The organism is Reinekea thalattae (assembly GCF_008041945.1).
Taxonomy (GTDB): domain Bacteria; phylum Pseudomonadota; class Gammaproteobacteria; order Pseudomonadales; family Natronospirillaceae; genus Reinekea; species Reinekea thalattae.
In genome coordinates, this window is sequence record NZ_VKAD01000002.1 from 41086 (window position 1) to 65389 (window position 24304).

19 protein-coding genes and 2 tRNA genes are annotated in these 24304 nt (G+C 46.9%); 19 read left to right on the top strand and 2 right to left on the bottom strand.

Annotation, left to right across the window (positions count from 1 at the left end; translation table 11 throughout):
- The first annotated feature begins 47 nt into the window (after positions 1 to 47).
- The 9 genes from FME95_RS10540 (at position 48) to pnp (ending at position 9489) form a co-directional block, all read left to right on the top strand.
- Positions 48 to 134, top strand: a tRNA-Leu gene (locus FME95_RS10540).
- A gap of 133 nt (positions 135 to 267) precedes the next feature.
- Positions 268 to 344 (top strand) — tRNA-Met (locus FME95_RS10545).
- A gap of 204 nt (positions 345 to 548) precedes the next feature.
- Positions 549 to 1004, top strand: coding sequence for a ribosome maturation factor RimP (rimP, locus tag FME95_RS10550; protein ID WP_222709973.1), 456 nt, complete (start codon positions 549 to 551; stop codon positions 1002 to 1004).
- A 204-nt stretch (positions 1005 to 1208) separates the two neighbouring features.
- Positions 1209 to 2702 (top strand): transcription termination factor NusA, encoded by a 1494-nt coding sequence (gene nusA, locus FME95_RS10555; RefSeq protein ID WP_147714455.1) that lies wholly within the window; start codon positions 1209 to 1211, stop codon positions 2700 to 2702.
- 17 nt (positions 2703 to 2719) lie between these two features.
- Entirely contained in the window at positions 2720 to 5287 is a 2568-nt protein-coding gene (infB, locus tag FME95_RS10560) for a translation initiation factor IF-2 (protein WP_147714456.1), read from the top strand.
- A 69-nt stretch (positions 5288 to 5356) separates the two neighbouring features.
- On the top strand, positions 5357 to 5770 hold the full coding sequence (gene rbfA, locus FME95_RS10565) for a 30S ribosome-binding factor RbfA (RefSeq protein WP_147714457.1): 414 nt from the start codon (positions 5357 to 5359) through the stop codon (positions 5768 to 5770).
- A gap of 2 nt (positions 5771 to 5772) precedes the next feature.
- The gene (gene truB / locus FME95_RS10570; RefSeq protein WP_147714458.1) at positions 5773 to 6699 is read left to right on the top strand and encodes a tRNA pseudouridine(55) synthase TruB; all 927 of its coding nucleotides are present in this window, start codon (positions 5773 to 5775) and stop codon (positions 6697 to 6699) included.
- 130 nt (positions 6700 to 6829) lie between these two features.
- Positions 6830 to 7099: a 30S ribosomal protein S15 gene (gene rpsO / locus FME95_RS10575; protein WP_147714459.1), complete on the top strand. Its 270-nt coding sequence runs from the start codon at positions 6830 to 6832 to the stop codon at positions 7097 to 7099.
- Between the two features lie 269 nt (positions 7100 to 7368).
- Positions 7369 to 9489 (top strand): polyribonucleotide nucleotidyltransferase, encoded by a 2121-nt coding sequence (gene pnp, locus FME95_RS10580; protein WP_147714460.1) that lies wholly within the window; start codon positions 7369 to 7371, stop codon positions 9487 to 9489.
- 138 nt (positions 9490 to 9627) lie between these two features.
- Here pnp and FME95_RS10585 read toward each other — a convergent pair whose 3' ends face one another.
- Positions 9628 to 12162, bottom strand: coding sequence for a penicillin-binding protein 1A (locus FME95_RS10585; protein ID WP_147714461.1), 2535 nt, complete (start codon positions 12160 to 12162; stop codon positions 9628 to 9630).
- 168 nt (positions 12163 to 12330) lie between these two features.
- Between FME95_RS10585 and pilM the strand changes: the two genes are divergently transcribed.
- Genes pilM through FME95_RS10625 form a run of 8 tightly spaced genes read left to right on the top strand, consistent with a single transcriptional unit; the run spans position 12331 to position 20131 of the window.
- On the top strand, positions 12331 to 12999 hold the full coding sequence (pilM, locus tag FME95_RS10590; protein WP_147714462.1) for a type IV pilus biogenesis protein PilM: 669 nt from the start codon (positions 12331 to 12333) through the stop codon (positions 12997 to 12999).
- Positions 12986 to 13564: a hypothetical protein gene (locus FME95_RS10595; protein ID WP_147714463.1), complete on the top strand. Its 579-nt coding sequence runs from the start codon at positions 12986 to 12988 to the stop codon at positions 13562 to 13564. Before pilM ends, FME95_RS10595 begins: the two co-directional genes overlap by 14 nt.
- Positions 13561 to 14259, top strand: a complete 699-nt coding sequence (gene pilO / locus FME95_RS10600) for a type 4a pilus biogenesis protein PilO (protein WP_147714464.1) — start codon at positions 13561 to 13563, stop codon at positions 14257 to 14259. Before FME95_RS10595 ends, pilO begins: the two co-directional genes overlap by 4 nt.
- Positions 14252 to 14866, top strand: a complete 615-nt coding sequence (locus FME95_RS10605; protein WP_187265507.1) for a pilus assembly protein PilP — start codon at positions 14252 to 14254, stop codon at positions 14864 to 14866. Before pilO ends, FME95_RS10605 begins: the two co-directional genes overlap by 8 nt.
- Before the next feature lie 36 nt (positions 14867 to 14902).
- Entirely contained in the window at positions 14903 to 17032 is a 2130-nt protein-coding gene (locus FME95_RS10610) for a type IV pilus secretin PilQ (protein WP_147714466.1), read from the top strand.
- Positions 17032 to 17571, top strand: coding sequence for a shikimate kinase AroK (gene aroK / locus FME95_RS13735; protein ID WP_147714467.1), 540 nt, complete (start codon positions 17032 to 17034; stop codon positions 17569 to 17571). Before FME95_RS10610 ends, aroK begins: the two co-directional genes overlap by 1 nt.
- On the top strand, positions 17552 to 18649 hold the full coding sequence (gene aroB, locus FME95_RS10620) for a 3-dehydroquinate synthase (RefSeq protein ID WP_147714468.1): 1098 nt from the start codon (positions 17552 to 17554) through the stop codon (positions 18647 to 18649). Before aroK ends, aroB begins: the two co-directional genes overlap by 20 nt.
- Before the next feature lie 57 nt (positions 18650 to 18706).
- A complete protein-coding gene (locus FME95_RS10625) occupies positions 18707 to 20131 on the top strand; it encodes an SPOR domain-containing protein (RefSeq protein ID WP_147714469.1) in 1425 nt (474 codons plus the stop codon).
- Positions 20132 to 20179: 48 nt separating this feature from the next.
- Here FME95_RS10625 and FME95_RS10630 read toward each other — a convergent pair whose 3' ends face one another.
- Positions 20180 to 20758: an acyl carrier protein phosphodiesterase gene (locus FME95_RS10630; protein WP_246109375.1), complete on the bottom strand. Its 579-nt coding sequence runs from the start codon at positions 20756 to 20758 to the stop codon at positions 20180 to 20182.
- Positions 20759 to 20831: 73 nt separating this feature from the next.
- On the opposite strand from FME95_RS10630, the gene hemE reads away from it, so the two are divergent.
- Positions 20832 to 21902, top strand: coding sequence for a uroporphyrinogen decarboxylase (gene hemE, locus FME95_RS10635; protein ID WP_147714471.1), 1071 nt, complete (start codon positions 20832 to 20834; stop codon positions 21900 to 21902).
- Positions 21903 to 21998: 96 nt separating this feature from the next.
- Positions 21999 to 24248 carry a DNA topoisomerase IV subunit A gene (gene parC, locus FME95_RS10640; protein ID WP_147714472.1) on the top strand — a complete coding sequence of 750 codons (2250 nt, stop codon included), beginning with the start codon at positions 21999 to 22001 and terminating at the stop codon, positions 24246 to 24248.
- Positions 24249 to 24304 lie beyond the last annotated feature (56 nt).

The window sequence follows — 24304 nt, forward strand, 5'->3', positions numbered from 1 at the left end:
AAAGCGCTGCATTGCAGCGCTAAAGATCAGAGCTAAGAAAAGTTTAAGCCGACGTGGTGAAATTGGTAGACACGCCACCTTGAGGGGGTGGTGGGCGCAAGCCCGTGCTAGTTCGAATCTAGTCGTCGGCACCATTATTGAAAAGGCCTGTTTACAGGCTTTTTTTATGGCTAAACGCCTTGCATGAAATAGGCGTCATCCGTATAATTCGCGCGGTTTTATACGGACGCATGTTGGTTTTATACGCGTTTGTGGTGCAAGTGTTGATGCGGGGTGGAGCAGCCTGGTAGCTCGTCGGGCTCATAACCCGAAGGTCGTCGGTTCAAATCCGGCCCCCGCTACCAATTTACGGCACCGTTCAGTCGAGGTTTTGGCTGGATCGCACGAATGATGTTACTCGTGCGGAGGGATACCGGGGTATCTCTTAAAATTTAGATTCTTTAAGCCCCTCAATGCAGGGGCTTTTTGGTTTTTAGGGTGTAAGAATATTTTGATCTGTTCGTCATAGCGGGCAGTTACATTTATTTTCTGGATGCGGACGAATTTAAGTGGCAAAAGTAGATGAATTAACAACCCTGATTGAGCCGGTTGTCTCCGGTATGGGTTTTGAATTGTGGGGTATCGAGTATTTGCGCAATGGTAAATTTTCTACCTTGCGTATCTATATCGACCACGAAAACGGTATTGATGTAGACCACTGTGCTGAAGTGAGTCGACAGGTCAGTGCGGTAATGGATGTTGAAGATCCGATTACCAATAACTATACGCTAGAGGTTTCCTCGCCAGGTATGGATCGGCCACTGTTTAAGTTGGAACAATACCAGCACAGCATTAATGAGTGGGTAGAGATTAAATTACGCCATGCGTTTGAGGGTCGTAAAAACTTTAAAGGCGTTATTACCGGCGTTGAAGGCGATGAGGTCGTTGTCCAAGTCGATAACGAAGAGTTTTTGTTGCCTATTGAGAGTATAGAACGAGGACGGATTATTCCGAACTTTAGCTAATTATAGAGTTAGTTAATTTGATAGTTCGATAGTTCGTTTAGCTGTGCGATATAGCCGCTTTTTGGTGTAACGCACACACATATTTAACTTAGTGTTTTTGATTAGCCTTAGGTTATCAGCCAGATAACGATGGTCTTGGTCAAAAATGAAATGTCAGAATTTTTAATGAGCGAAAGGCTCAATTGATTGAAAGGGGCTGAAACGATGAGCAAAGAACTACTCCTAGTCGTAGATGCAGTTGCAAACGAAAAGGGTGTTTCACGCGAAGTTATTTTTGATGCGATGGAACAGGCTTTAGCAATGGCTGCAAAAAAGCGTCTAGATGACGAGGGAGAGACTGATGTCTATGTCGTCATTGACCGAAAAACCGGTGAATACGAAACCTTTCAACGGTGGGAGGTCGTGGCAGATGATGTTGTCGCGATCCTAGGTTCTCAATGGACAACAGAAGAAGCTCATGAAGTAGACGAAAGTTTACAGCCAGGAGATTTCTACGAAAGACTGATTGAAAACGAAGCCTTTGGTCGTATCAGTGCACAGGCTGCGAAACAGATTATTGTGCAAAAAGTTCGTGATGCTGAGCGTGCTCGTATCGTAGATATGTATCGTGATCGCATCGGTGAAATGGTTTCAGGTACCGTTAAAAAAGTAACGCGTGATGCCTTGATCGTCGATCTAGGCGGTAATGCCGAAGCGATTATGCCTCGTGAAGAAATGATTGGTCGTGAAGCGTTCCGTTTAGCGGATCGAGTTCGTGCGGTATTGCAAACTATTAAGTCTGAAGGTCGTGGACCTCAATTGGTACTGAGCCGATCGAGCAATGAAATGCTGGTTGAGCTGTTCCGTATTGAAGTGCCAGAAATTCAGGAAGAAATTATTGAAATTCGCTCCTGTGCTCGTGACCCAGGTTCTCGTGCAAAGATTGCTGTAAAAACTAACGATGGCCGTATTGATCCAGTCGGTGCTTGTGTTGGTATGCGGGGTTCACGAGTGCAAGCCGTATCGAACGAGTTAGGTAATGAGCGAGTCGATATTATCCTTTGGGATGATAACCCAGCGCAGCTTGTGATTAATGCAATGGCTCCTGCGGAAGTTGCTTCTATCGTCATGGACGAAGACGCCAACACAATGCAGGTTGCAGTAGCAGAAGATAACCTTGCTATGGCGATTGGCCGAAGTGGTCAAAACGTGCGTTTGGCGAGTGATCTTACGGGTTGGACAATTAACGTTATCACTGAAGATGAAGCCGGTGAGCGACAAGAGCAAGAAGTTGAGCAAATCGTTAGTTACTTTGTTGATAAGTTAGGCGTTGATGATGATTTCGCAGCGGTGTTGGTTGAAGAAGGCTTCACTACCGTTGAAGAAGTGGCCTATGTGCCAATCGCTGAAATGCTTGAAATTGACGGCTTCGATGAAGACTTGGTTGAACAGCTTCGTCAGCGAGCTAAAGATGTCTTGCTTACTCAAGAACTGGCAAGCGAAGAGCGTTTAGAGTCTGCAGAGCCACAACAGGATCTGTTAGAAATGGAAGGTATGGATGAGCATCTAGCTTTGACCCTTGCGAGTAAAGGTATCGTTTCCATGGAAGATCTAGCGGAATTGAGTATCGACGAAATGGTCGATGCCAGTGGCTTAGATGAAGAAACTTCTGGGAAACTAATCATGGCTGCTCGCGCGCCATGGTTTGAAAATGAATAAGCGGGAAGGAGAAATGAATGTCCGAAGTTACAGTAAAGCAGTTGGCCGAGTCCGTCGGCACTCCCGTCGACAAACTTTTAACTCAAATGAAGTCTGCTGGTCTGCCTCATAAAGCAGAAGGCGATGCAGTCAATGATGAGCAAAAGCAGCAGCTGTTAGATCACCTTAAAACCACTCATGGCGATACTGGTGATGCGCCAAAGAAAATAACCCTAAAGCGTAAGGTAACAACAACGCTTAAGGCGAATGGCAATAAGAACAAAACCGTGAGCATTGAGGTGCGTAAAAAACGCACCTACGTTAAGCGTGATGAAACGGCAACAGCGGCTCCTCAAGAAGAAGAGGATCGCTTATCTAAGCGCGCTGAAGAAGACGCGAAGTTAGAGGCTGCGCGTTTAAAAGCGGCACAAGAGAAAGAAGCAGAAGCGCAAAAGCAAGCTGAACTTAAACAGCAAGCAGAGCAAGCCGCTTCCAGTGATCAGAATTCTAAGGCTCAGCCAGATGCCGCTGAGGCCGTTGCCGAGCAAGAAGCGAAGCTGGTTAAAGAAGGTCAGGGTCGTAGCGCAGAGAAAAAACGTGCGCCTAATAAGGCTCGTGAAACGACTCGTCGTGTTGAAGACGGTCCTGCCGAAGCTGGACGTAAAGCTGGCCATAAAAAAGTCAGCCAAAAAGCCCAAGCACAAAGAGCATCGACACATCGTACAGGTAACAAACATCAACAGATGTTGGATGCGTTGGACGATGAAGGCTTTGGTCGTCGTCGTAAGGCAAAACGACCTAAGAAGAATTTAGAGCACCAATTTGAAAAACCAACCGCTCCGGTTATTCGTGATGTTGAGCTGTTAGGAGAAAGCATTACCGTTGCTGAGTTGGCGCAGAAGATGTCGGTTAAATCCGCCGAAGTGGTGAAAAACCTATTCAAGATGGGTGTGATGGCGACAGTGAACCAAGTACTGGATCAAGATACTGCCATCCTCGTTATCGAAGAAATGGGTCACACCTACAAGATCGTTAATGAAAACGCGCTTGAAGACACCATGATGGAAGTGACTTACGACAGTGAGCTTGAATCACGTGCACCTGTTGTTACGGTGATGGGTCACGTTGACCACGGTAAGACCAGCTTACTTGACTACATCCGTAAGTCTCGTGTGACTGCCGGTGAGTCAGGCGGTATTACTCAGCATATTGGTGCTTATCACGTTGAATCTTCTCGTGGCATGATCACCTTCTTGGATACACCAGGACACGCCGCCTTTACTGCAATGCGTGCGCGTGGTGCTCAGGCTACTGACGTTGTTATTTTGGTGGTTGCCGCAGACGATGGCGTGATGCCGCAAACCCAAGAGGCGATCCAGCACGCGAAAGCGGCCGGTGTACCATTGGTGGTGGCGATCAACAAGATCGATAAAGAAACGGCTGACCCAGATCGAGTCACTAACGAGCTTGCTCAACAGGATGTTATTCCAGAATCTTGGGGTGGTGACACGCAGTTTATTCCTGTTTCTGCTCATACTGGCCAAGGTGTCGAAGAGCTTCTAGAAGCGGTTTCATTGCAAGCTGAATTGTTAGAGCTTAAAGCACACAGCACTGGTCCTGGTAAGGGTGTGGTTATTGAATCCAGCCTTGATAAAGGGCGTGGTGCGGTTGCAACCGTATTGGTTCAGTCTGGTTTGCTAAAGCGTGGCGATGTTGTATTAGCCGGCTCTTATTATGGTCGTGTTCGTGCCTTGTTAGACGAGTCTGCCAAACCTATTGACGAAGCAGGCCCTTCTATTCCGGCTCAGATTTTAGGCTTGAATGGTACGCCAGAAGCTGGTGACGAATTTGTCGTCGCGGAAAATGAGCGAGCTGCTCGTGATGTTGCTGAATTGCGTTCATCACGTAGTAAAGGCGCGCTGCAAGCTCAGCAACAGGCGGCGAAACTAGACGCTCTGTTTGCTAACGTCGGCGACACTGAGCTAAGAGTGCTTAATGTTGTTCTAAAAACAGACGTTCGTGGTTCATTAGAAGCGATTAGCAGCTCATTGCTTAAACTGGGTAATGATGAAGTTAAGGTTAATATTGTTGCCAGCGGTGTTGGTGCAATTTCTGAATCGGATGCTAACTTAGCTATTACTTCAGGCGCGGTTGTGTTCGGCTTTAACGTACGAGCAACGGGCAAAGCACGTGAAGCGATTGAACGTGGCGGCTTGGATCTGCGTTACTACAATGTCATTTACGATCTGATTGACGATGTTAAAGCGGCATTGAGCGGCATGTTGGCACCTGATCTTCGTGAAGAGATTGTGGGTCTTGCAGAAGTCCGTGATGTCTTTAACTCACCTAAGTTTGGCCAAGTGGCTGGCTGTATGGTTGTTGAAGGTACGGTTTACCGTAACAAGCGTATTCGCGTATTGCGCGATGAGGTTGTGATCTACGAAGGTGAATTGGAATCTCTACGTCGCTTTAAAGACGATGTACAGGACGTTCGTCAAAATATGGAATGTGGTATCGGCGTTAAAAATTACACCGATGTTAAGGTGGGCGATAAGATCGAAGTATTCGATGTTAAAGAAGTCGCTCGTACGATTGACGACGTCTAGTCGAGTCCAATAAACGTGACCGGCTTTACTTAGCGTGAAGCCGGTTTTTTTGTTTTCGGGAGTAACAAAATGGCGAGTAACAGCAATCGCATCCGTAAAATCGGCGATCAGATTCAGCGTGATCTGTCCGCTATTATTCAGCGTGAGGTTAAAGACCCTCGCGTTGGCATGGTTACCATCAACGAAGTGAAGGTTTCCAGCGACCTTTCTTACGCCGATGTCTATTTCACTTGTATGGCGTTTGGCGCACAGGGTGATGAGTCAGAGCAGGAAGAAAAGCGCGAACAGCAAACCAAATTATTAAACCAGGCGGCGGGCTTTATGCGCTCGGTGTTGGCAAAGGGGCTGAGTCTACGTGTTATTCCTCAGTTGCGCTTTCATTACGATGCGGTCATTGAATCGGGAACCCGAGTGTCAGCATTGATTGATAAGGCGATTTCACAAGATGCCAACAATCAACGAGACGCTGAAGAGGACGAATAAGCATGGCGCGTAAGCGTAAAGGTCGTGCTCTGGACGGCGTGCTGTTAGTCGATAAGCCCGCAGGGTTTTCATCTAACGGTTTACTGCAAAAAGTACGTTGGCTGTATCAGGCGCAAAAAGCCGGCCACACTGGCGCGTTAGATCCCGCAGCGACCGGGCTGTTGCCGATCTGCTTTGGCGAGGCAACTAAGTTCACCCGTTATCTATTAGATTCCGATAAGCGTTATTTAACCACAGGCCTGTTAGGTATTCAGACCGATACGCTCGATGCCGAAGGCGAAGTCGTGGCAGAAAGTGATGTGCCTAATGTGACGGCCGAGCAGTTAGAACAACTCATTCAAACGCAGTTCAGTGGCGACATTGAACAGGTGCCACCGATGTACTCTGCACTCAAACGAGACGGGCAAAAGCTTTACGAGTTGGCTCGACAGGGCGAGGTGATCGAGCTGGAAGCGCGCCCAGTAACTATTTTTGAGAATCAGTTGTTGAGCTTACAAACTCCAGAATTCACATTGTCGGTGCATTGTTCAAAAGGCACCTACATTCGTACGCTGGTTGCCGATATTGGCAATGCACTCGGTTGTGGCGCTCATGTCAAAACTTTGCGCCGCACTCAGCATGGCCCATTTAAACTAGAACAGGCTGTTACTCTAGAGGAGCTGGTGCAGATGCAGGAGCAATCTGAGCTGGCAAAGATGGACGCGTTGTTGATTTCCATCGATGAGTTGCTCAGTCATTTACCCAAGGTGGTCTTGGATGCCCATCAGAGCCGCTTTTTTAGCCATGGTAATGATGTTCAATTCGATCAAACAGAGCGTGGTGAAGTACGGGTTTACGATGCTGAGCTGAGCTTCTTAGGGGTTGGCGAGGTCAGCGAACAGAGCAGACTTAAGCCAGTTCGGTTGATTGCTCGTCAAGCAGTGGAATAAGGTTGGTTCATGGGTTGTGCTTGTGTATAATCCGCCGCGATTCTACTCAATAGAGTCGAATTCGATCTTGCTGTTAATGTGCACGGCAACGATTAGATGAATGAAACGCACATTCTTGGAGTAATGAAAAATGGCATTAAGTGTCGAAAAGAAAGCAGAAATCATTAAAGAGTTTGGCCAAAGTGAAACAGATTCTGGCTCTCCTGAAGTTCAGGTTGCCCTGTTAACTGCAAATATTGAAACATTGCAGTCTCACTTTAAAGATCACGCAAAAGATCACCATTCTCGTCGCGGCCTGATCCGTATGGTTAACCAGCGTCGTAAATTATTGGACTACCTAAAGCGTAAAGATGTTGCTCGTTATGCATCTGTTATTAAGCGTTTAGGTTTGCGTCGATAAGCAACCGATTTCTAAAAGGGCTCATTACTGAGCCCTTTCTCATTTCTAACGACCCTTCGTTGTTTGCTCTTTGTTTTATATTCATTCGCCTATATAGCGGCTTTTTCAAAAACCAAAAGACGTTATTTTAAATCATTTTATGTTAATCATTGGCTGTTAACGATTACTGCCCAGCTTGTTTTGGGGCTTCTATCGATAGGTTTGGATTGTTTAATCAAGAATCTATCGATAGAAGCATCGTGGCAGCCGAATAAGAAAGGTATTGTTAAATGTTAGATTTAACCCCAAAAACCACCTCGTTTGAATTTGGTGGCAAGACCGTTACGCTAGAAACTGGCCGTGTTGCTCGCCAAGCGACGGGTGCAGTTGTTTGTACTATCGATGACACCGTTGTCTTAGCAACAGTTGTAGCAAAAGATTCAGTCTCTCCGGGCCAAGACTTCTTCCCGTTGTCTGTACACTATCAAGAAAAATTCTACTCAGTTGGCCGTATTCCTGGTGGCTATCTAAAGCGTGAAGGCCGTCCTTCAGAAAAAGAAACCCTGACCTCTCGTTTGATTGACCGTCCTATTCGTCCGCTTTTCCCGAAAGGCTTCATGAACGAAGTTCAGGTCATCATTAATGTTTTGTCTGCTAACAAAACAGACGATCCAGATATTTGCGCCATGATCGCAACATCTGCGGCTTTAGCGGTTTCTGGTATTCCATTCAGCGGCCCAATTGGCGCAGCTCGTGTTGGTTATACCGATGAGCAGGGTTACTTCCTAAACCCAAGCTATGAAGCATTAGAAACGTCAAAACTAGACATGGTTGTTGCCGGTACCGACAGCGCTGTATTGATGGTTGAATCAGAAGCGCACGAACTTTCTGAAGATCAAATGTTGGGTGCGGTTTTATTTGCTCACCAAGAATTCCAATCAGCAATTACTGCGATTAAGTCATTCGCTGCAGAAAACGCTAAACCAGCATGGGATTGGCAGCCAGAAGCTGAAAACACTGAGCTAAAAGCCAAGGTATCTGAAGCTTACGCAGAAAAAATTGCTCAATGTTATCAGGTTGCCGATAAGATGCAGCGCTATGCCGCATTGAATGATCTACGCGCAGAAGCGGTAGCAAGCTTATCTTCAGAAGAAGGTGATTCTGCTGACGATGTTAGCGCTATGTTCAGCAAAATCGAAAAAACCACTGTTCGTCAGCGCATTGTTGCTGGTGAGCCTCGTATTGATGGTCGTGATGGCAAAACCGTTCGTCCAATTAAAGTAGAGGTTGGTGTTTTACCAGGTGCTCATGGTTCGGCGCTATTTACTCGTGGCGAAACTCAAGCATTGGTGACTACCACTTTAGGTACCTTGCGTGATGGCAAGATGGAAGACATGTTGCACGGCACGCAAACCGATAACTTCATGTTGCACTATAACTTCCCTCCGTTCTCTGTAGGTGAAGCTGGCCGTATGGGTGGTGTTGGTCGTCGTGAAATCGGTCACGGTCGTTTAGCTAAGCGCGGTGTTCTAGCGATGATGCCTAACACTGAGGAATTCCCTTACACAGTACGTGTTGTTTCAGAAATTACTGAATCAAACGGTTCTTCTTCTATGGCTTCGGTTTGTGGTGCGTCACTTGCGATGATGGATGCTGGTGTACCTGTTAAGAACCCTGTTGCAGGTATTGCGATGGGTCTAGTTAAAGAAGGCGAAGGCTTTACCGTTCTAACCGATATCTTGGGCGATGAAGATCACCTAGGCGATATGGACTTTAAAGTAGCAGGTACTGAAGCGGGTATTACTGCTCTGCAAATGGATATTAAAATCCAAGGCATCACCGAAGAAATTATGGAAATTGCTCTTGCTCAAGCATTGGATGCGCGTTTGCACATCTTGCGTGAGATGGCGACAGTCATTGGCTATGCTCGTCCAGAACTTCCAGATAACGCCCCAACAATGGATCTTATGAAAGTTGACCAAGATAAGATTCGTGACGTTATTGGTAAAGGTGGTGCGACTATTCGTAGCATTATCGACCAGACTGGTGCGGAAGTGGATATTCAAGACGACGGTACTGTTCGCATTTACGGCTCAAGCAAAGAGGCGGCATTGGCTGCTCGCAACATGATCTTAGCGATTACTGCAGAGCCTGAAATTGGCGCAGTTTATAAAGGTAAGGTTGCGCGTATTGCTGACTTTGGTGCCTTTGTTACCTTCTTACCAGGCAAAGACGGCTTGGTTCACATCTCCCAAATCGTTGAAGAGCGTATTGAGAAAGTGACCGATAAGCTAAGCGAAGGCGAAGAAGTTGTCGTTAAAGTCCTAGACGTTGATGCTCGCGGTCGAGTGAAGCTGTCAATGAAAGAAGTGACTGAAGAAGACAAAGCAAAAGTTGCTGACGCTGAATAAGTCGTTAGTTTAGACACAAAAAACCGCACAGCAGTGCGGTTTTTTTTGCCTGTAAAAAAGGGTGATCTGCGTTATTAGCAGCTCACCCTTGTTAAGTTTTAAGTAAGAACAGATTTAAAGATAAGAATAGAACGTAGCCTAGAACAGTGAGTTGACGCCGCCGTCGCTTGAACTGGTCGGAATGGCGGGCTGGTCAGCACTAAAGTCGATCGATAGGTTCGAGTCGCTACTGTATTCGGTTGGTGCTTCATCTTCTTTAAAGTATTCGAACACAGCATTAGGTGTTCTTGCGGTCGCCAGCAGGCCGTTTCTTGGATCAATTCTCACCCTGACGATCCCAACTGGCTGAGGTTGAGTATTCAGCGGTTTATTTGCCAGTGCTGTTTCCATGAATTCAATCCAGCCCGGTAACGCTGCCTTGCCGCCGTATTCTGAGGCGCCTAGTGATTTATGCGAATCGTAGCCAACCCAGGTCGCGGCAACGTAATCGCCGTTGTAGCCGGTAAACCAAGCATCGACTGCATCGTTCGTTGTGCCGGTTTTACCGCCCAGATCACTGCGGTTAAGCGCTGCATTGGCGGCTCGCCCGGTACCTTTTTGAACCACGTCTTGCAGGATCGAGTTCATCAAAAATGCGGTTTGAGCAGAAATAACTCGCGGTGCATGCTCTTGCTCTGCTTTTGCCTGTACGCTGACGCCTTCCTCTTCTGGCGGGCCTTGATCCAGCGATAGCGACAATGGCGCGATATCGATGGCGGTTGTGCTTGTTGATGGGCTTTCCGCTAAATCGAACTGCTCGGTATCTGGGCAGCCGCGGCAAACCGTGGCAGGGCTCGCTTCGAATAGAATATTGCCGGACTGATCTTCAATACGATCAATAAAGTAGGGTTCAACTCGATAGCCGCCATTGGCGAAAACAGCATAACCGGTCGCTACCTGAATGGGCGGCATCGCGGTACTGCCAAGCACCAAGGTCATATCGTTTGCTAAGGCGTTGCCATCAAAACCAAATTTAGCGGCATAGTTACGTGCGTAGTTAACGCCGATATCATCCAAGATCCGAATGCTCGATAAGTTACGAGATTGGTACAGGGCTTGACGGAATGGAATAGGGCCGAGATAACGATCACCAGAGTTTTTCGGCCGCCAAACATCTTCGATTGATGAATCTGGACGTACAATCGGCGCATCGTTGACGATAGTGGCTGGTGTGTAGCCCTTATCGATCGCAGCAGCGTAGATAAAGGGTTTAAAGTTAGAGCCGGGTTGTCGACTTGACTGTACTGCTCGGTTGTATTTATTTAGCACGTAATCGAAACCGCCGACCAGCGCCTGAATGCTGCCGTCGACAGGCGATAACGCGACTAATGCGCCTTGAGCTTGAGGCACTTGCGCTAACGCCCAGCCGTCCTCGGTTTGTTCTACGCGGATAACATCACCAGGCACAGCAACCTGATTTACATGCGTCAGTTGCGGTCCAAATTCATCAACATCGATGCGTTTTCGCGCCCAAGCGACTTGTTCTAAGGTTAGTGAGTAGAGTCGGTCGCTGCCTTTTGGAATAAAGCTCAGCTCGTCTTTTTTACCAGTGACCACTAACGCTGGCTGCAAGCCACCGAAGGTCGGTAATTTGTTGAGCTCCGATAAGTTACTTTGCAGTATTTCACGCTCGGTCGTGCCTTCACCAACCAGCTGTTGTTCTGGGCCGAGGTAGCCGTGTCGACGACTGTAACTGATCAGAGTTTTGCGAACGCCTCGGTTAGCGGCTTCTTGAAGTTCACTGTTAACGGTCGTGTAAACGGTGTAGCCATCGGTGTAAGCCGCATCACCAAAGCGGTCGATCATTTCGGCACGAACCATCTCTGCTAAATAATAAGCTTCAAAATCTGGGTTGTTACCGTGATAACGGGCGCTGATTGGTTCTGCAACTGCCAATTCGTATTCGCTTTGAGTAATGAATTGGTTGCTTAACATCGCTGCAAGTACACCATCTCGACGGCGCTTTGCTCGCTCAGGATTGGCAATCGGGTTGGCGCTGGATGGCGCTTGATGCAGGCCAGCAATCATTGCCATTTGTGGCAGCGTTAGGTCATTAACGTCTTTGCCGTAATAGACAGTAGCCGCGGCCTGAATACCGTACGAGCGGTAGCCAAGGAAGTGTTTGTTGATATACAGCTCGAAAATCTCTGCTTTGCTTAATTCTTGCTCCATCTTTAGGGCAAGCAAAATTTCAGTGAACTTCCGAGTAAAGGTTTTTTGCTGTGATAAGAAGTAGTTACGTGCAACCTGTTGCGTCAGCGTGGAACCGCCGGCACCTTCTTTATCGCCGGTGATCAACACATCAAGCGTTACGCGGGTAAAGCGGATCGGGTCGACACCATGGTGTTCCTCAAAGCGCTTATCTTCAATGGCGATCAATGCCTGAATAAAAGGAATGGGCACATTCTGAAAGGCAATCGGTGCTCGGCGCTTTTCACCGTATTCGGCGATGAGTTTATTGTCGGCGCTCATGACTCGCATAGGGGTTTGCAGTTTAAAGTCTTTGAGCGTCTTAACATCCGGCAGCTGTGGCGATAAATAAAGATAAACGCTGGCGGCGATTAGCACGGCTGTGCATAACAGCGATGCGCAGAGCCAAAGCAAAAAATGGATGAATTTGGTAAGAATCTTCATGTTTTTCCAACTAATTAAATGTCGTTAGATAAGGATCAGTTTCAATAGTGATCGATTATAAGCTGAAATGGATGTTGTTTGATATTGCGTAGCGTTGAATAGTGATATCTAATTGTGAAGTAGGTATGAAAGGATTTATACCATACGCCATAGCGAAGGGAAGCACCGATGGCCTTACTGTACACAAGCAAACCAAAAGGTTTACTTGGTATCGACATTGCCGATAACTCGGTTAATTTGGTCGAACTTAGTAAACACTCACACCTTATTCGGCTTGAATGCTACGCCTCGGCGCAATTGCCCGCAGGTGCTGTTATCGATGGCCTAATTCATAACGAAATCGTACTCGCTGAAACACTGCAGCAACTTATCCTGACCGCCAAACCCTGTTGTCGTGATGCCGTTATTGCATTGCCCGATAGTGCCGTTATCGAAAAACAATTTGAGTTGCCTGCAAGGCTAAATAAAAAGCAACGGCAGGCGCAGATCGAAGCTCTAATTGCCGAAACCATTCCTTATCCTATTCATGATGTTGCTTTTGATTATTGGCTAGCGCTCACTCAGCCAGAAACAGAAGCTAACCAGACATTTAGCGTCGCGGTTTGTCGTAAACAACAGGTACAAAGTCGAGAAATTGTTTTGGCAATGGCCGAACTCAACTGCATCGCTATCGAGCTACAGAGCTGTGCCCAATGGCGCAGCCGAGAACGTTTAACGTCGTTGTCATGCGTCAACTTAGCTTTAGGGGTTGAACGCACCGAGTTGTTATCAATGACCGGTGCGTTAGAGGTTGCATACGGTTTGGCTGCAAGGGGGCTTGTTGATGGATCAAATTAATTTTTTACCCTGGCGCTATCGCCGCGACCAACAAAGGCTGCATCGGCTCAAGTATGGCCTTGCCATCCTTTTATTGTTGAACCTGTTGCTGGTCATCGCGTATAGCGCTTACATGCAGTTGCGCTATGAGCAACAACAAGAGCGGCAAGCCTATTTACAGCTGCAATTGCAGCAGGTTAAAGCGGTTACCGCCAAATTTGACCAGCTTAAAGATCAGCAGCAAAGGCTGTACTCGCACCTTGTCTGGCTTGGGCAATTGCAGCGGCACAATCAAGAATTATTGGCGAGTTTGGAACAGCTGGCGATAGTGACGCCGCCGCAGTTGGTTTATTCACGGTTATTAATCAATCAACGAGAGCTGCTTATATCCGCCGAGCTCCATGACATAGAGCAGCTTGGGCCTTTGTTGCAAGTTTTGACAATGACGGAGCCGTTTCAGCAGGCCGAAGTGCTTTCGATGAAGAGGCTCGAAGTAAGCAGGCTTGAACGGTTAGATAATACCGCACTGCATCAAGTCGAATTACGCCTGTTGCGGGCAAAAAATAAACAAGAGGAGGCGTTATGAAAAAGGATTTTCAGTCTGTCGCGATAAATGAACCGTATTTTTTAGCCCATCGTTATAGTTGGCGGCAACCAGCAACTTGGCTGTTTTGGCATCAGTTAGTGCTCGGTTTAGTGGTTTTAGGCTTGCTGAATCTGTTGCTTTATCAGGGAGTGATTCAGCCAAGGCAGAGCCGTTTAAAGCAAGCAGCAGTATTACAAGCAGAACTGAAACAGCAATATGTTAGCCAATGGCAGCCATTATCGACAGTGGATGAGCTAGCCAAGCAGTTGCAACAGCAGACCGAGCAATGGCAGCAGTTACAACAGCGCTATCTTAATTCGATCAGTATGGCTGAGTTGATTGCTCGGGTCAGCGCGATAAGTTATCAGCAGGGGCTGGCGGTGGTTGAGATAGCCCCATTGGATAAAGCTCCGCTGGATAAAGTTCCTCTCGACAAAGCGCCGATTGATAAGCAGCCGCTCGATGCAGTGCTATCGGTCGAGTACCAAGAAATTCGATTGTCGATTCATATCCGAGGCTCGTATCATCAGCTGGGCCACTTTGTTGCCGCTCTTGCCGAGCAGCAGCCATTAATGAATCTTACCGATGTTGTTATTGAACAGTCTGTTTTTGGCAGCGAAACTGCTAGCCATGAATGGTTGGATATTCACGCGACCGTTAAGAGCTACGCTTTATTGGAGGGTGACTATGAATAGTTATGTCGCCGCTCTTTTGCTAAGGCGTTTAATGTTAGCGGGGCTATTATTATTGTTGGTCGCTTGTCATAAGCCAGCAGAGTTAACGGACTTAAAAGCCTTTGTCGAACAAACTCAGCGAGCTGCACAACCCATGCCCTCGAAGTTAGAGCATGACCGTAATCAGCAACCGTTTGCAGCCGTTTTATCTGATAGGGTGGCAGTGGCTTATCGGGCAGATCAGTATCGTTCACCCTTTGCAGAACAAGGCTTTGTTGCCATATCGTCATTCACGCCAGAAGGTAGCGCTATAGAAGCTGAGTCAGCCTTGAGGCAAGTTGATATTACACATCAAAATCATATGGCTGGCTTTACTCTCGATCAATTGGTGCTGGTGGGGACTCTATCTGGCTTGGCCGATGATGACTATTGGGTGTTGATTCAGGATCCAAACGGCGAAGTGCATCGACTTGGTGTAGCAGACTACATCGGTGCCGAGTCCGCTAAAATCGACACGATAGGTCGATCAAAAATCGAACTGTTGGTGCAGGTTGTAGCGAATGACGGAAAAATCATTGAGCAGACAAAGGTTATGCGACTTAATAGTCAAAATGCTAGACTTGAATAATAATAGACACAATAGTCGAACGGAGACGTGAACCGAATGAAATATGGGGTTATTTTTTTAATCTGCTGGTTGGCCGCAACGGTTCAGTCTGCCAATTTAATTGAACTCGAAGTAAAGCCGCTGACTACGGACCATACGCAAATCGTGTTGCATTTTGATGCTGCGGCACCCAAGCCTGTTGGTTACAGCATTCAGCAGCCAGCGCGCATATCGCTAGACTTTATGGGGGCCGCCAGTCAGCTGGACTCCAAATACATTCAATTGGGTCTAGGTAATACACGCACAGCTACCGTATTGGATACGGGCGATAGAATTCGTGTGGTCTTTGGCTTGGCTAAATTGGTGCCATACGTTTGGCGAGTCAACGGCAATGAGCTGTCCGTTTATATCGGTGAAGGTGTCGAGTCGATGGTGTTTAACGGCGAACCGGCATCATCGCCGCAGAGTTCTGCGAGTCCAGTGCCTGCGGTTAGTTATCGGCAAGTCGGTAGTCCCGTGGGGGCTGATGCAGCGACACCTGAGCAGCCTGCTTATCGCTTAACCAATGTTGATTTTGATAAAACCGATGAGGGCGCTGGCCAGCTAGCGCTGCAGTTTTCTGCGGCTAACGCCAGTATCGCGGTCTATGAGCAGCAAGGCGATATCGTGGTTCGCGCCGAAAATACTCAGGTCGATAATGAGCTGTTGCGTAACCTAGATGTTTCTGGCTTTGCTACCGCGGTGAGCTCTATTCGCTTATTTAATCAGGGTAATGATGCATACATTCATATCACGCCTGAGGGTTTACATGATTACCTTGCCTATCAAAAACAAGATCAGCTAGTGATCGAAGTTACCACACTCAGTGAAGAGCAATCGAAAGATGCTTACCTCTACTCGGGTGAAAAAATATCGCTTAACTTCCAAGATATTGGAACCAGAGATGCATTACAGATTCTGGCAAACTATGTCGGTTTTAATTTGGTGGTGTCCGATTCTGTCGATGGCTCAATGACATTGCGCTTGGATGATGTTCCTTGGGATCACGCATTAGACTTGGTGCTGAAATCTAATGGCTTGACTAGCCGGCTTTCTGGCAATATTTTGCAAGTAGCAACCACGGCTGAATTTTCAGCTCAGGATGCGCTGGAGCTATTAGCCAAAGAACAAGAAATAGAATTGGCGGTGCTGCAAACTGAGTACATCCAAATTAATTATGCAAAAGCTGAGGATATTGCTGAAATTTTGATCGAAGGCAGTTCACAAGAAACCACCGTCAGTGATGGTGCTTTAACGACAGCAACGAGTATTTCAATTGCTAATGGATTTTTATCCAGCCGTGGTAATGTTGTTGTTGATGAACGTACTAATACCTTGGTGATTACCGACACACAAACCAATTTACAGGGTATTCGTCAGGCGATTGCTGTGTTTGATGTGCCGATTCGTCAGGTACTGATTGAGGCGCGAATCGTGTTGGCGCGCACTTCGGTAGATGAAGGCTTAGGTGTTCGTTGGGGTGGGCAGGCGTATCAGAATATTGGCTCTGGCAACATACATGCCTCTGGATCTTTAGCGCAAAATGAATTGGCGGTAAATAATAATGGTGGCTCATTAAGCTTCGACGATATGCTCGCCGTCAACCTACCCGTGGATAATAATACCGGCTCGTTTGCGATCGGTTACACTCAGGGCGTATTTGATTTGGAACTTGAAATCTCGGCCTTAGAATCAACCGGCATGGTCGACGTGGTATCGCAACCAAAAGTCATTACTCAAGATGGCCAACAAGCACGGATTTTTTCTGGTCAGAATGTGCCTATTTTGGGTGAACTGGTTGAGGCGGGTTTAAAGTTGGAAGTTACGCCGCAAATTACGCCGGATGATCGTGTGGTTTTAAATCTCATTGTTAATCAAGATTCGGTTTCTACCACCACAGGCACCGGTTTAACGGCTATTGATACCAATAGTTTATCGACACAAGTTCAGGTGAAAAGTGGTGAGACTCTAGTGCTTGGTGGCGTGTATCGGTTAGCAACCAGCTATACCGAAGATAAAACGCCAGTGTTAGGTGATTTACCAATGATTGGATGGATGTTTCGCCGCGAGACAACCTCGGATGATAAATCAGAATTACTGGTGTTTATAACACCAACATTAATTGAAGAAGGCGCAGTTGTTCAATAATGAAACTCAAGCAACATATAGTTTTAATTGGCCCAATGGGAGCCGGTAAAAGTACCATTGGGCGGTTTTTATCTGAGCAGATGTCTTGTCAATTTACCGATATCGATAAGGTTATAGAACAGCAGGCTGGCGCATCGATACCTTGGATTTTTGAAATCGAAGGTGAGCAAAAATTTCGCGAACGTGAAACCACAGCTTTACGTCACGTTATTGCCGATCAGCCCAGCGTTATTGCAACGGGTGGTGGTTGCGTGATGAGCGCCGAAAACCAACATATCCTTAATAGTCAGGCAGTGACTATCTATTTAGTTACCTCTATTGAGCAGCAGCTAGAGCGAACCGCAAAAGATAAAAATAGGCCTTTACTGCAAACGGATGACCCAAAAAAAGTACTCGAAGAATTAGCCAATAAACGCAACCCCGTTTATGAGTCGTTGGCAGATATATCGGTTACAACCAATTCAAAACCGCCAAAGGTGGTTGCACAAGAAATTTTAACTAGGTTACAAAGTAGATATGATGAAAACCCTTCACGTTGATTTAGCCGAGCGCAGTTATCCCATCTATATTGGCGAATGCTTAAGTCATGAATCGCTAATTTTAGAAACGCTGAGTCATCAGGAAATCGTCATTGTTACCAATGAAACAGTGGCGCCGCTTTATTTAGATGTCATCAAACGACCGCTGGTTAACGCTGGAAAAAAAGTCGCTCAGGTTATTTTGCCAGACGGTGAAAAATACAAAACACTCGATACCGTTAATAAAATCTTTGATGTGCTATTGGCTGAAAATTTCAGCCGCCATGTTGCGTTGGTCGCTCTCGGTGGTGGTGTCATCGGTGACATGACCGGCTTTGCTGCGGCAGCTTATCAGCGAGGCGTCGACTTTGTTCAAATACCGACCACGTTGTTGTCTCAAGTGGATTCGTCGGTAGGCGGAAAGACAGGCGTGAATCATCCGTTGGGCAAAAATATGATCGGTGCCTTCAAGCAACCATTGGCGGTATTGATCGATCCATCGACGTTAAAAACCCTACCTGAAAAAGAGTTTTCTGCAGGCTTTGCTGAAGTTATTAAACACGGTGTTATCCAGTCGGCAGAATACTTTGAATTCTTGGAGCAAAATTTATCCACTATCTTTAACCTAGATCTTACTGTTTTGGCAGAAGTGATCGCTGGCTCCTGTGAGATTAAACGTAAGGTTATTGAGCAGGATGAAACTGAACAAAATATTCGAGCAATTCTGAATTTAGGGCATACCTTTGGTCATGCCATCGAAACGACCATGGGCTATGGCAATTGGTTGCACGGCCAAGCGGTGGCCGCTGGTGTTATTATGGCTGCTGATCTATCTGCTCGTTTAGGACGTATAGACTCGGCATTGGTGCAACGTATTGTCGCACTAACGCAAGCATCGGGCTTACCTGTTAACTGCCCCTCAGAAATGACGCCTGATAGTTTTTTAGCAGCCATGTATCGTGATAAAAAGGTTCAGTCAGGAACCTTACGCTTGGTATTGATTAACTCGTTAGGCAGTGCAGAGGTGACCGATCAGTTTGATTCGGCGCTTTTAGGTGAAACGCTTGAACACTTTTGTCAGCAAGCAAAAGCCAGTTAATGTTATTTGTTGAGACCTAATAAATGAACAGATCGCGAAAAATAAGGGAGGTGTGTTGTGGATTTAACTGAACAGTCTGATCGTATGCAGCAGCATTATAATTTACGCCACGACCCATTTGGCCCCCTAGTTGACGCGCTTGTTTTTAGCGGTGCCGGTGGCAGGTACGATGTTGCTGAAACCGTTCGACATTTGCTTTCTTATAGCCCGCAAGAAATTTTACTCTACGGTGCATCCGGGAGCGGTAAGCGTACTCTTGCGCAAAATGTATTAAGAAAATTAGACGATGATTGGCGGGTTGCTTGGGTCGATGGTATCGATACCGAAACAGTACACGCCTTAGTCAAAGAAATTATTGGCCAGCTTGGGCTTGGCTTACGTGGTGATCAAGACCCTGAAGCCCTGTTGCCGCAAATTGCTCAGCAGGCATCTGCGCGTGCTCAGTCGGATGAAATGTTTGTCATCGTTGTGCAGTTTGCCGATCATCTTTCCGCAGAAGTGACTCAAGCTTTATTAGAGTTGCGTGATCTTTGTGCCGATAGCGAGTTTCGAATCCGCCAGCTTTGGTTGGCTGAATCTTTAACGTCCTTTCCTGATGGCGTAAACGAAGACGACTTTTATATTTATGAGCTGGCACCGCTCGATGATGACGATGCCGCGCAGTATTTAAAAGATAGGCTAGTAGCTGCCGGTGGCGTTGATACCTTCCCATTTACAAATAAAGACGTTGCTCGATTAAATCAAATGTCAGCGGGGTTGCCTGCAGCGCTGAATGATATTGCTCGTGATTTTTTAATTGGCACGACATTCAAAGCATCAGAAAAAAAACGTTCTTTCCCGATTACTCATATCATCGCAGGTGTTGCTGCGCTTTGCTTGGTCGTTATCGCGGTACTTTATAATGCCAGTATCAGTGGCTTAGATGCTGAGTCTGAGCAAGTTGAGTTGGCAGATCAAGGCGAAGTGGTCGGCTTGTCGACAATAGAAGAAAAGCTCGCTAATGCTGTTGCCAATGTTGAGTCAAAACAGTCGCCAACAGAGGCCGAGCCTGCCGATCAAATGCAAGAAGACGATGCTCAAAGCACCGTTGCCGAAGATTCCGGCACTGTTGCTCCTAGTGTTTCTGTTCCAGAGGTTTCTGCTGCTACCGATTCGGTTGCGGCGACGAACAATGCAAGCGAGGCGCAAGCAGAGGTTAGTCAGCGCTTGGTTGATGTTGCAACGGATAGCGAATACACCTTGCAGCTGATTGGCGTTCGTAATGCCGAGCAGCTAAACACCATTAAAGAAGGTTTAGCAAACAGTGAGCGCTACGATATTGTCGCTACTCGCTATAAGGGTGAGCCTTGGTATATTTTGATTCATGGTCGCTACCCGTCGACGACAGCCGCTAAAGCTGACATAGCAACGCTGCCAGAGCCGTTCCGTTCAAGTCAGCCGTGGGCACGTTCGTTTCGATCAATTAGAGCCGACTTACTCTAAGTTAGGTATTTATAGCCAGCGTTTAGATGTTTATAGCGAGTTAGGCGGTTATAGAGATAGCTCTAAATGTTTGCAGAGCTCATCGATGTGTTGATCGAATTGCCGTTTAAACCGCTGCGTGCTTGCCACTGCAGTGGCGGCCTGTTCGGTTAGTGGGTTGGTAAAACGTATCCGCTTGGCGACACCCTGAAGCGCCTTTTCGATACCTTGTGGCGAGCGGTAGGCTATAAACCAATTATAATTTCGCATCGTTTCTATTGTTTGGGTCAGTCGTATCGGTAACGCCATTTCATTAAATTCGGATAGTTGCTGGTAGCTGTTGTGTGCAAATTGCTCAAGCGTTAGTGAGCTGTAGCTCTGCCAGTGCAGAGCGATGTGATGATCGAGTAGCATGTCGATAACAACCGGCGTGGTTTTACGAAATGTCGGTCGTAAATAGTCTCGCACAGGTGTGAGAGTTGGGCTGGTATCGGTTAGTTGGTCGATAAGCTGATGGCGATCAAAGTGTTGCAAAAATAGAGTGGAGCACTGTTCAGCCTCCGGTCGTTTCGCAAAGTCGGGCCAAAGACTGCCCATCAAGGCTGACGGCGTTTGTACAGATAGTAGGCAGTGCCCCAAATAATTCATATCCAACTAAATTCCGTCGTAAGCCAATAAATCAATCAGTATACTGAATACTCAGTATTTTTAGGTAAAGAATGTGACCAAGCTAGAGAACGATCGTTTTTTAAGAGCGCTACTTAAGCAACCCGTTGATAGAACGCCGATTTGGATGATGCGGCAAGCAGGTCGCTATCTACCTGAGTATCGAGAATCCCGAGCTAAGGCTGGCGACTTCCTCAGCCTATGCAAAAACGCCGACTTTGCCTGCGAAGTGACTATGCAGCCGCTGGAGCGGTTTCCGCTCGATGCTGCCATCCTATTCTCTGATATATTGACCATTCCTGATGCCATGGGTTTAGGCCTTTATTTTGAAACCGGTGAAGGGCCAAAGTTTAAGCGCACTGTCCGTTCACAGCAGGATTTCGACCAGCTCATTATTCCTAAAGTTGAGGATGACTTGGGTTATGTCATGAAGGCGATATCGACCATTCGCCATGAGCTTAACGGCAAAGTGCCACTTATCGGTTTTAGTGGTAGCCCTTGGACCTTGGCGACCTACATGATTGAAGGTGGCAGCAGCAAGGACTTCCGGCATAGCAAGGCGATGCTTTATGACACGCCTGAATTAATGCATCAGTTGCTCGATCGATTAGCAGATGTCGTTATCGAATACCTTAATGCGCAAATCGCAGCTGGGGCGCAGGCGGTGCAGATTTTTGATTCTTGGGGTGGCGCGCTGAGTCATCGTGCGTACCAAGAGTTTTCTCTAAAGTACATGTCGAAAATTGTTGCGGGTTTGAATCGCCAAGCTGAAGGCCGCACGGTGCCGGTTATTTTATTCAGTAAGGGTGGCGGCCAATGGCTGCAATCGATGGCTTCGGTTGGTGCCGATGCGTTAGGGCTCGACTGGACGACATCGCTACGCGATGCACGTGCACTGGTCGGCGATCGAGTGGCTTTACAGGGGAATATGGACCCAAGCGTGCTTTATGCTAAGCCTGAGCGAATCCGTGAAGAGGTCGCTTGCATCCTCGAAGAATACGGTCGCGGCTCTGGTCATGTGTTTAATTTAGGTCATGGTATTCATCAGTTTGTCGACCCTGATCACGCTAAAGCATTTATTGATGCTGTTGTTGAGTTGTCGCCTCATTATCATCTTGATGACTAATGTTGTAGGTTGTGCTGGAACCTGAGACACTAGAGGGCAACATACGGCAAATGCAAAATATTAGCTTTAATTGATTGATTTTTAACAGGTTTTTCCATGTCTGAACAAAGTGCTGATTTTACTGAATCACTATCGCTGAGTGAGTTTACCGAAAAAGCGTATCTGGATTACTCCATGTACGTCATCTTGGACCGAGCCTTGCCGCATGTGGGCGATGGTCTAAAGCCGGTACAGCGACGCATTATTTATGCGATGAGCGAGTTGGGTTTACGTAATTCGGCAAAGCATAAAAAGTCGGCGCGTACCGTCGGTGATGTGCTTGGTAAATACCATCCGCATGGTGACAGTGCCTGTTATGAAGCCATGGTATTGATGGCTCAGCCGTTTTCCTATCGTTACCCAATGGTTGATGGCCAGGGTAACTGGGGCTCGCCAGACGATCCTAAATCGTTTGCTGCAATGCGATATACCGAATCTCGGCTGCATAAAAATGCGCAGCTGTTATTAGAAGAGTTGGGTCAAGGCACAGTCGACTGGGTGCCCAATTTTGATGGCAGTCTAAATGAACCAACGGTGTTGCCTGCGCGCCTGCCGCATGTGCTATTAAATGGCACCACCGGTATTGCTGTCGGTATGGCGACCGACATTCCTCCGCATAATTTAAAAGAAGTTGCTGCCGCCTGTATTCATCTGATTGATCAGCCGGATGCTTCTGTTGCCGATCTGATGATGCATGTTCGTGGTCCAGATTATGCGACCGGTGCTGAATTAATCACGCCAAAAGCAGAGTTGCAAAAAGTCTATGAAACCGGCCGTGGCTCGGTTCGCTTGCGTGCTAAATACATGAAAGAAGGTAGCGATATCGTTATTACTGAGCTGCCTCACCAAGTTTCTGGCGCAAAAATACTTGAGCAAATTGCAGCTCAAATGCAGGCTAAGAAGCTGCCGATGGTTGCGGATTTGCGTGACGAGTCAGACCATGAAAATCCGACTCGCTTGGTCATTGAGCCGCGCAGCAATCGCGTCGATGCCGAATCCTTAATGAACCACCTGTTTGCCACCACCGACCTTGAAAAAACCGCTCGGGTAAACCTCAACGTTATCGGTATTGATGGCAGCCCGAAAGTAAAATCCTTGGCTGACATTTTAACTGAGTGGTTGGTCTTTAGAACAGAAACGGTACGTCGCCGATTACAGCATCGCCTAGATAAGGTGAATGCTCGACTGCATATTTTAGATGGCTTATTGATTGCCTATCTGAACATCGATGAAGTGATCGAGATTATTCGTACCGAGGACGAACCTAAAGTCGAGCTAATGTCTCGTTTTGGTCTGACCGATATTCAAGCAGAATCGATTTTAGAAATTAAATTACGTCAGCTTGCTAAGCTAGAAGAAATTAAAATTCGTGGCGAGCAAGATGATTTATCTGCCGAGCGCGATAAGTTAGAAAAAATTCTCGCCTCTAAAGCTCGAATGAAGACATTGATTAAAAAAGAAATTTTGGCCGATGCCGAAACCTATGGCGATGACCGTCGTACAGCGCTGGTTAGTCGTAGTGAAGCTACTGCCTTTAGTGAGTCGGATATTCTACCTTCTGAAGCAGTCAGCGTTATTTTGTCGGAGCGAGGTTGGATTCGCTCAGCCAAAGGCCACGAAATCGACCCCGTAGGTTTGAGCTATAAGTCGGGTGATGGTTTTGCCTATATGGCGAAAGGTAAGAGCAATGAAGCCACCGTTCTAATTGATTCCACTGGCCGTTCTTACTCGCTGGCAACCCACACCTTGCCATCGGCTCGAGGCCAAGGTGAGCCTTTAACAACTCGGTTAAATTTACAGCCAGCATCAACTATTAAGGGTTTGTTGTTGGGCCAAGCTGAAGAAAAATATTTGCTTTGCTCCGATGCTGGCTATGGCTTTGTTGCCAAGCTCTCAGACATGGTGAGTAAAAATAAAGCCGGTAAAGCACTGCTTAACCTACCTAAAAATGCACAGGTGTTATCGCCTGAGCCGGTAGCGCAGTTTGCCACCGATTACTTAGCTGCCGTGACCAATGAAGGTCGCTTATTGGTCTTCCCATTGCGAGATTTACCAGAGCTGGCCAAAGGCAAAGGCAATAAAATTATCAATATTCCAGCGTCGAGAGCCTCAAATGGCGAGGAGCTTATGGTTTCTGTTGCTGTGTTAGGTGCGCAAGAAACTCTGTTGGTTTATTCCGGTAAGCGTAAGTTGAAATTAACCGGTGCTGATTTAGAGCATTATCAAGGAGAGCGAGGTCGACGTGGTAACAAGTTGCCTCGTGGTTTCCAAAACGTATCTGGCTTAGGGGTAGAACGAAAGTCATAGGGCCGTAGGCTAGCTGTTTAATAGCTTTCCTATATCAATCTAAACCTGAATTATTT

What these genes read in the sequence shown, in the direction of transcription:
- nusA (WP_147714455.1), top strand. Translation starts at nt 1,209, where the DNA reads ATGAGCAAAGAACTACTCCTAGTCGTAGATGCAGTTGCAAACGAAAAG.
- infB (WP_147714456.1), top strand. Translation starts at nt 2,720, where the DNA reads ATGTCCGAAGTTACAGTAAAGCAGTTGGCCGAGTCCGTCGGCACTCCC.
- rbfA (WP_147714457.1), top strand. Translation starts at nt 5,357, where the DNA reads ATGGCGAGTAACAGCAATCGCATCCGTAAAATCGGCGATCAGATTCAG.
- truB (WP_147714458.1), top strand. Translation starts at nt 5,773, where the DNA reads ATGGCGCGTAAGCGTAAAGGTCGTGCTCTGGACGGCGTGCTGTTAGTC.
- rpsO (WP_147714459.1), top strand. Translation starts at nt 6,830, where the DNA reads ATGGCATTAAGTGTCGAAAAGAAAGCAGAAATCATTAAAGAGTTTGGC.
- pnp (WP_147714460.1), top strand. Translation starts at nt 7,369, where the DNA reads ATGTTAGATTTAACCCCAAAAACCACCTCGTTTGAATTTGGTGGCAAG.
- FME95_RS10585 (WP_147714461.1), bottom strand. Translation starts at nt 12,162, where the DNA reads ATGAAGATTCTTACCAAATTCATCCATTTTTTGCTTTGGCTCTGCGCA.
- pilM (WP_147714462.1), top strand. Translation starts at nt 12,331, where the DNA reads ATGGCCTTACTGTACACAAGCAAACCAAAAGGTTTACTTGGTATCGAC.
- FME95_RS10595 (WP_147714463.1), top strand. Translation starts at nt 12,986, where the DNA reads ATGGATCAAATTAATTTTTTACCCTGGCGCTATCGCCGCGACCAACAA.
- pilO (WP_147714464.1), top strand. Translation starts at nt 13,561, where the DNA reads ATGAAAAAGGATTTTCAGTCTGTCGCGATAAATGAACCGTATTTTTTA.
- FME95_RS10605 (WP_187265507.1), top strand. Translation starts at nt 14,252, where the DNA reads ATGAATAGTTATGTCGCCGCTCTTTTGCTAAGGCGTTTAATGTTAGCG.
- FME95_RS10610 (WP_147714466.1), top strand. Translation starts at nt 14,903, where the DNA reads ATGAAATATGGGGTTATTTTTTTAATCTGCTGGTTGGCCGCAACGGTT.
- aroK (WP_147714467.1), top strand. Translation starts at nt 17,032, where the DNA reads ATGAAACTCAAGCAACATATAGTTTTAATTGGCCCAATGGGAGCCGGT.
- aroB (WP_147714468.1), top strand. Translation starts at nt 17,552, where the DNA reads ATGAAAACCCTTCACGTTGATTTAGCCGAGCGCAGTTATCCCATCTAT.
- FME95_RS10630 (WP_246109375.1), bottom strand. Translation starts at nt 20,758, where the DNA reads ATGAATTATTTGGGGCACTGCCTACTATCTGTACAAACGCCGTCAGCC.
- parC (WP_147714472.1), top strand. Translation starts at nt 21,999, where the DNA reads ATGTCTGAACAAAGTGCTGATTTTACTGAATCACTATCGCTGAGTGAG.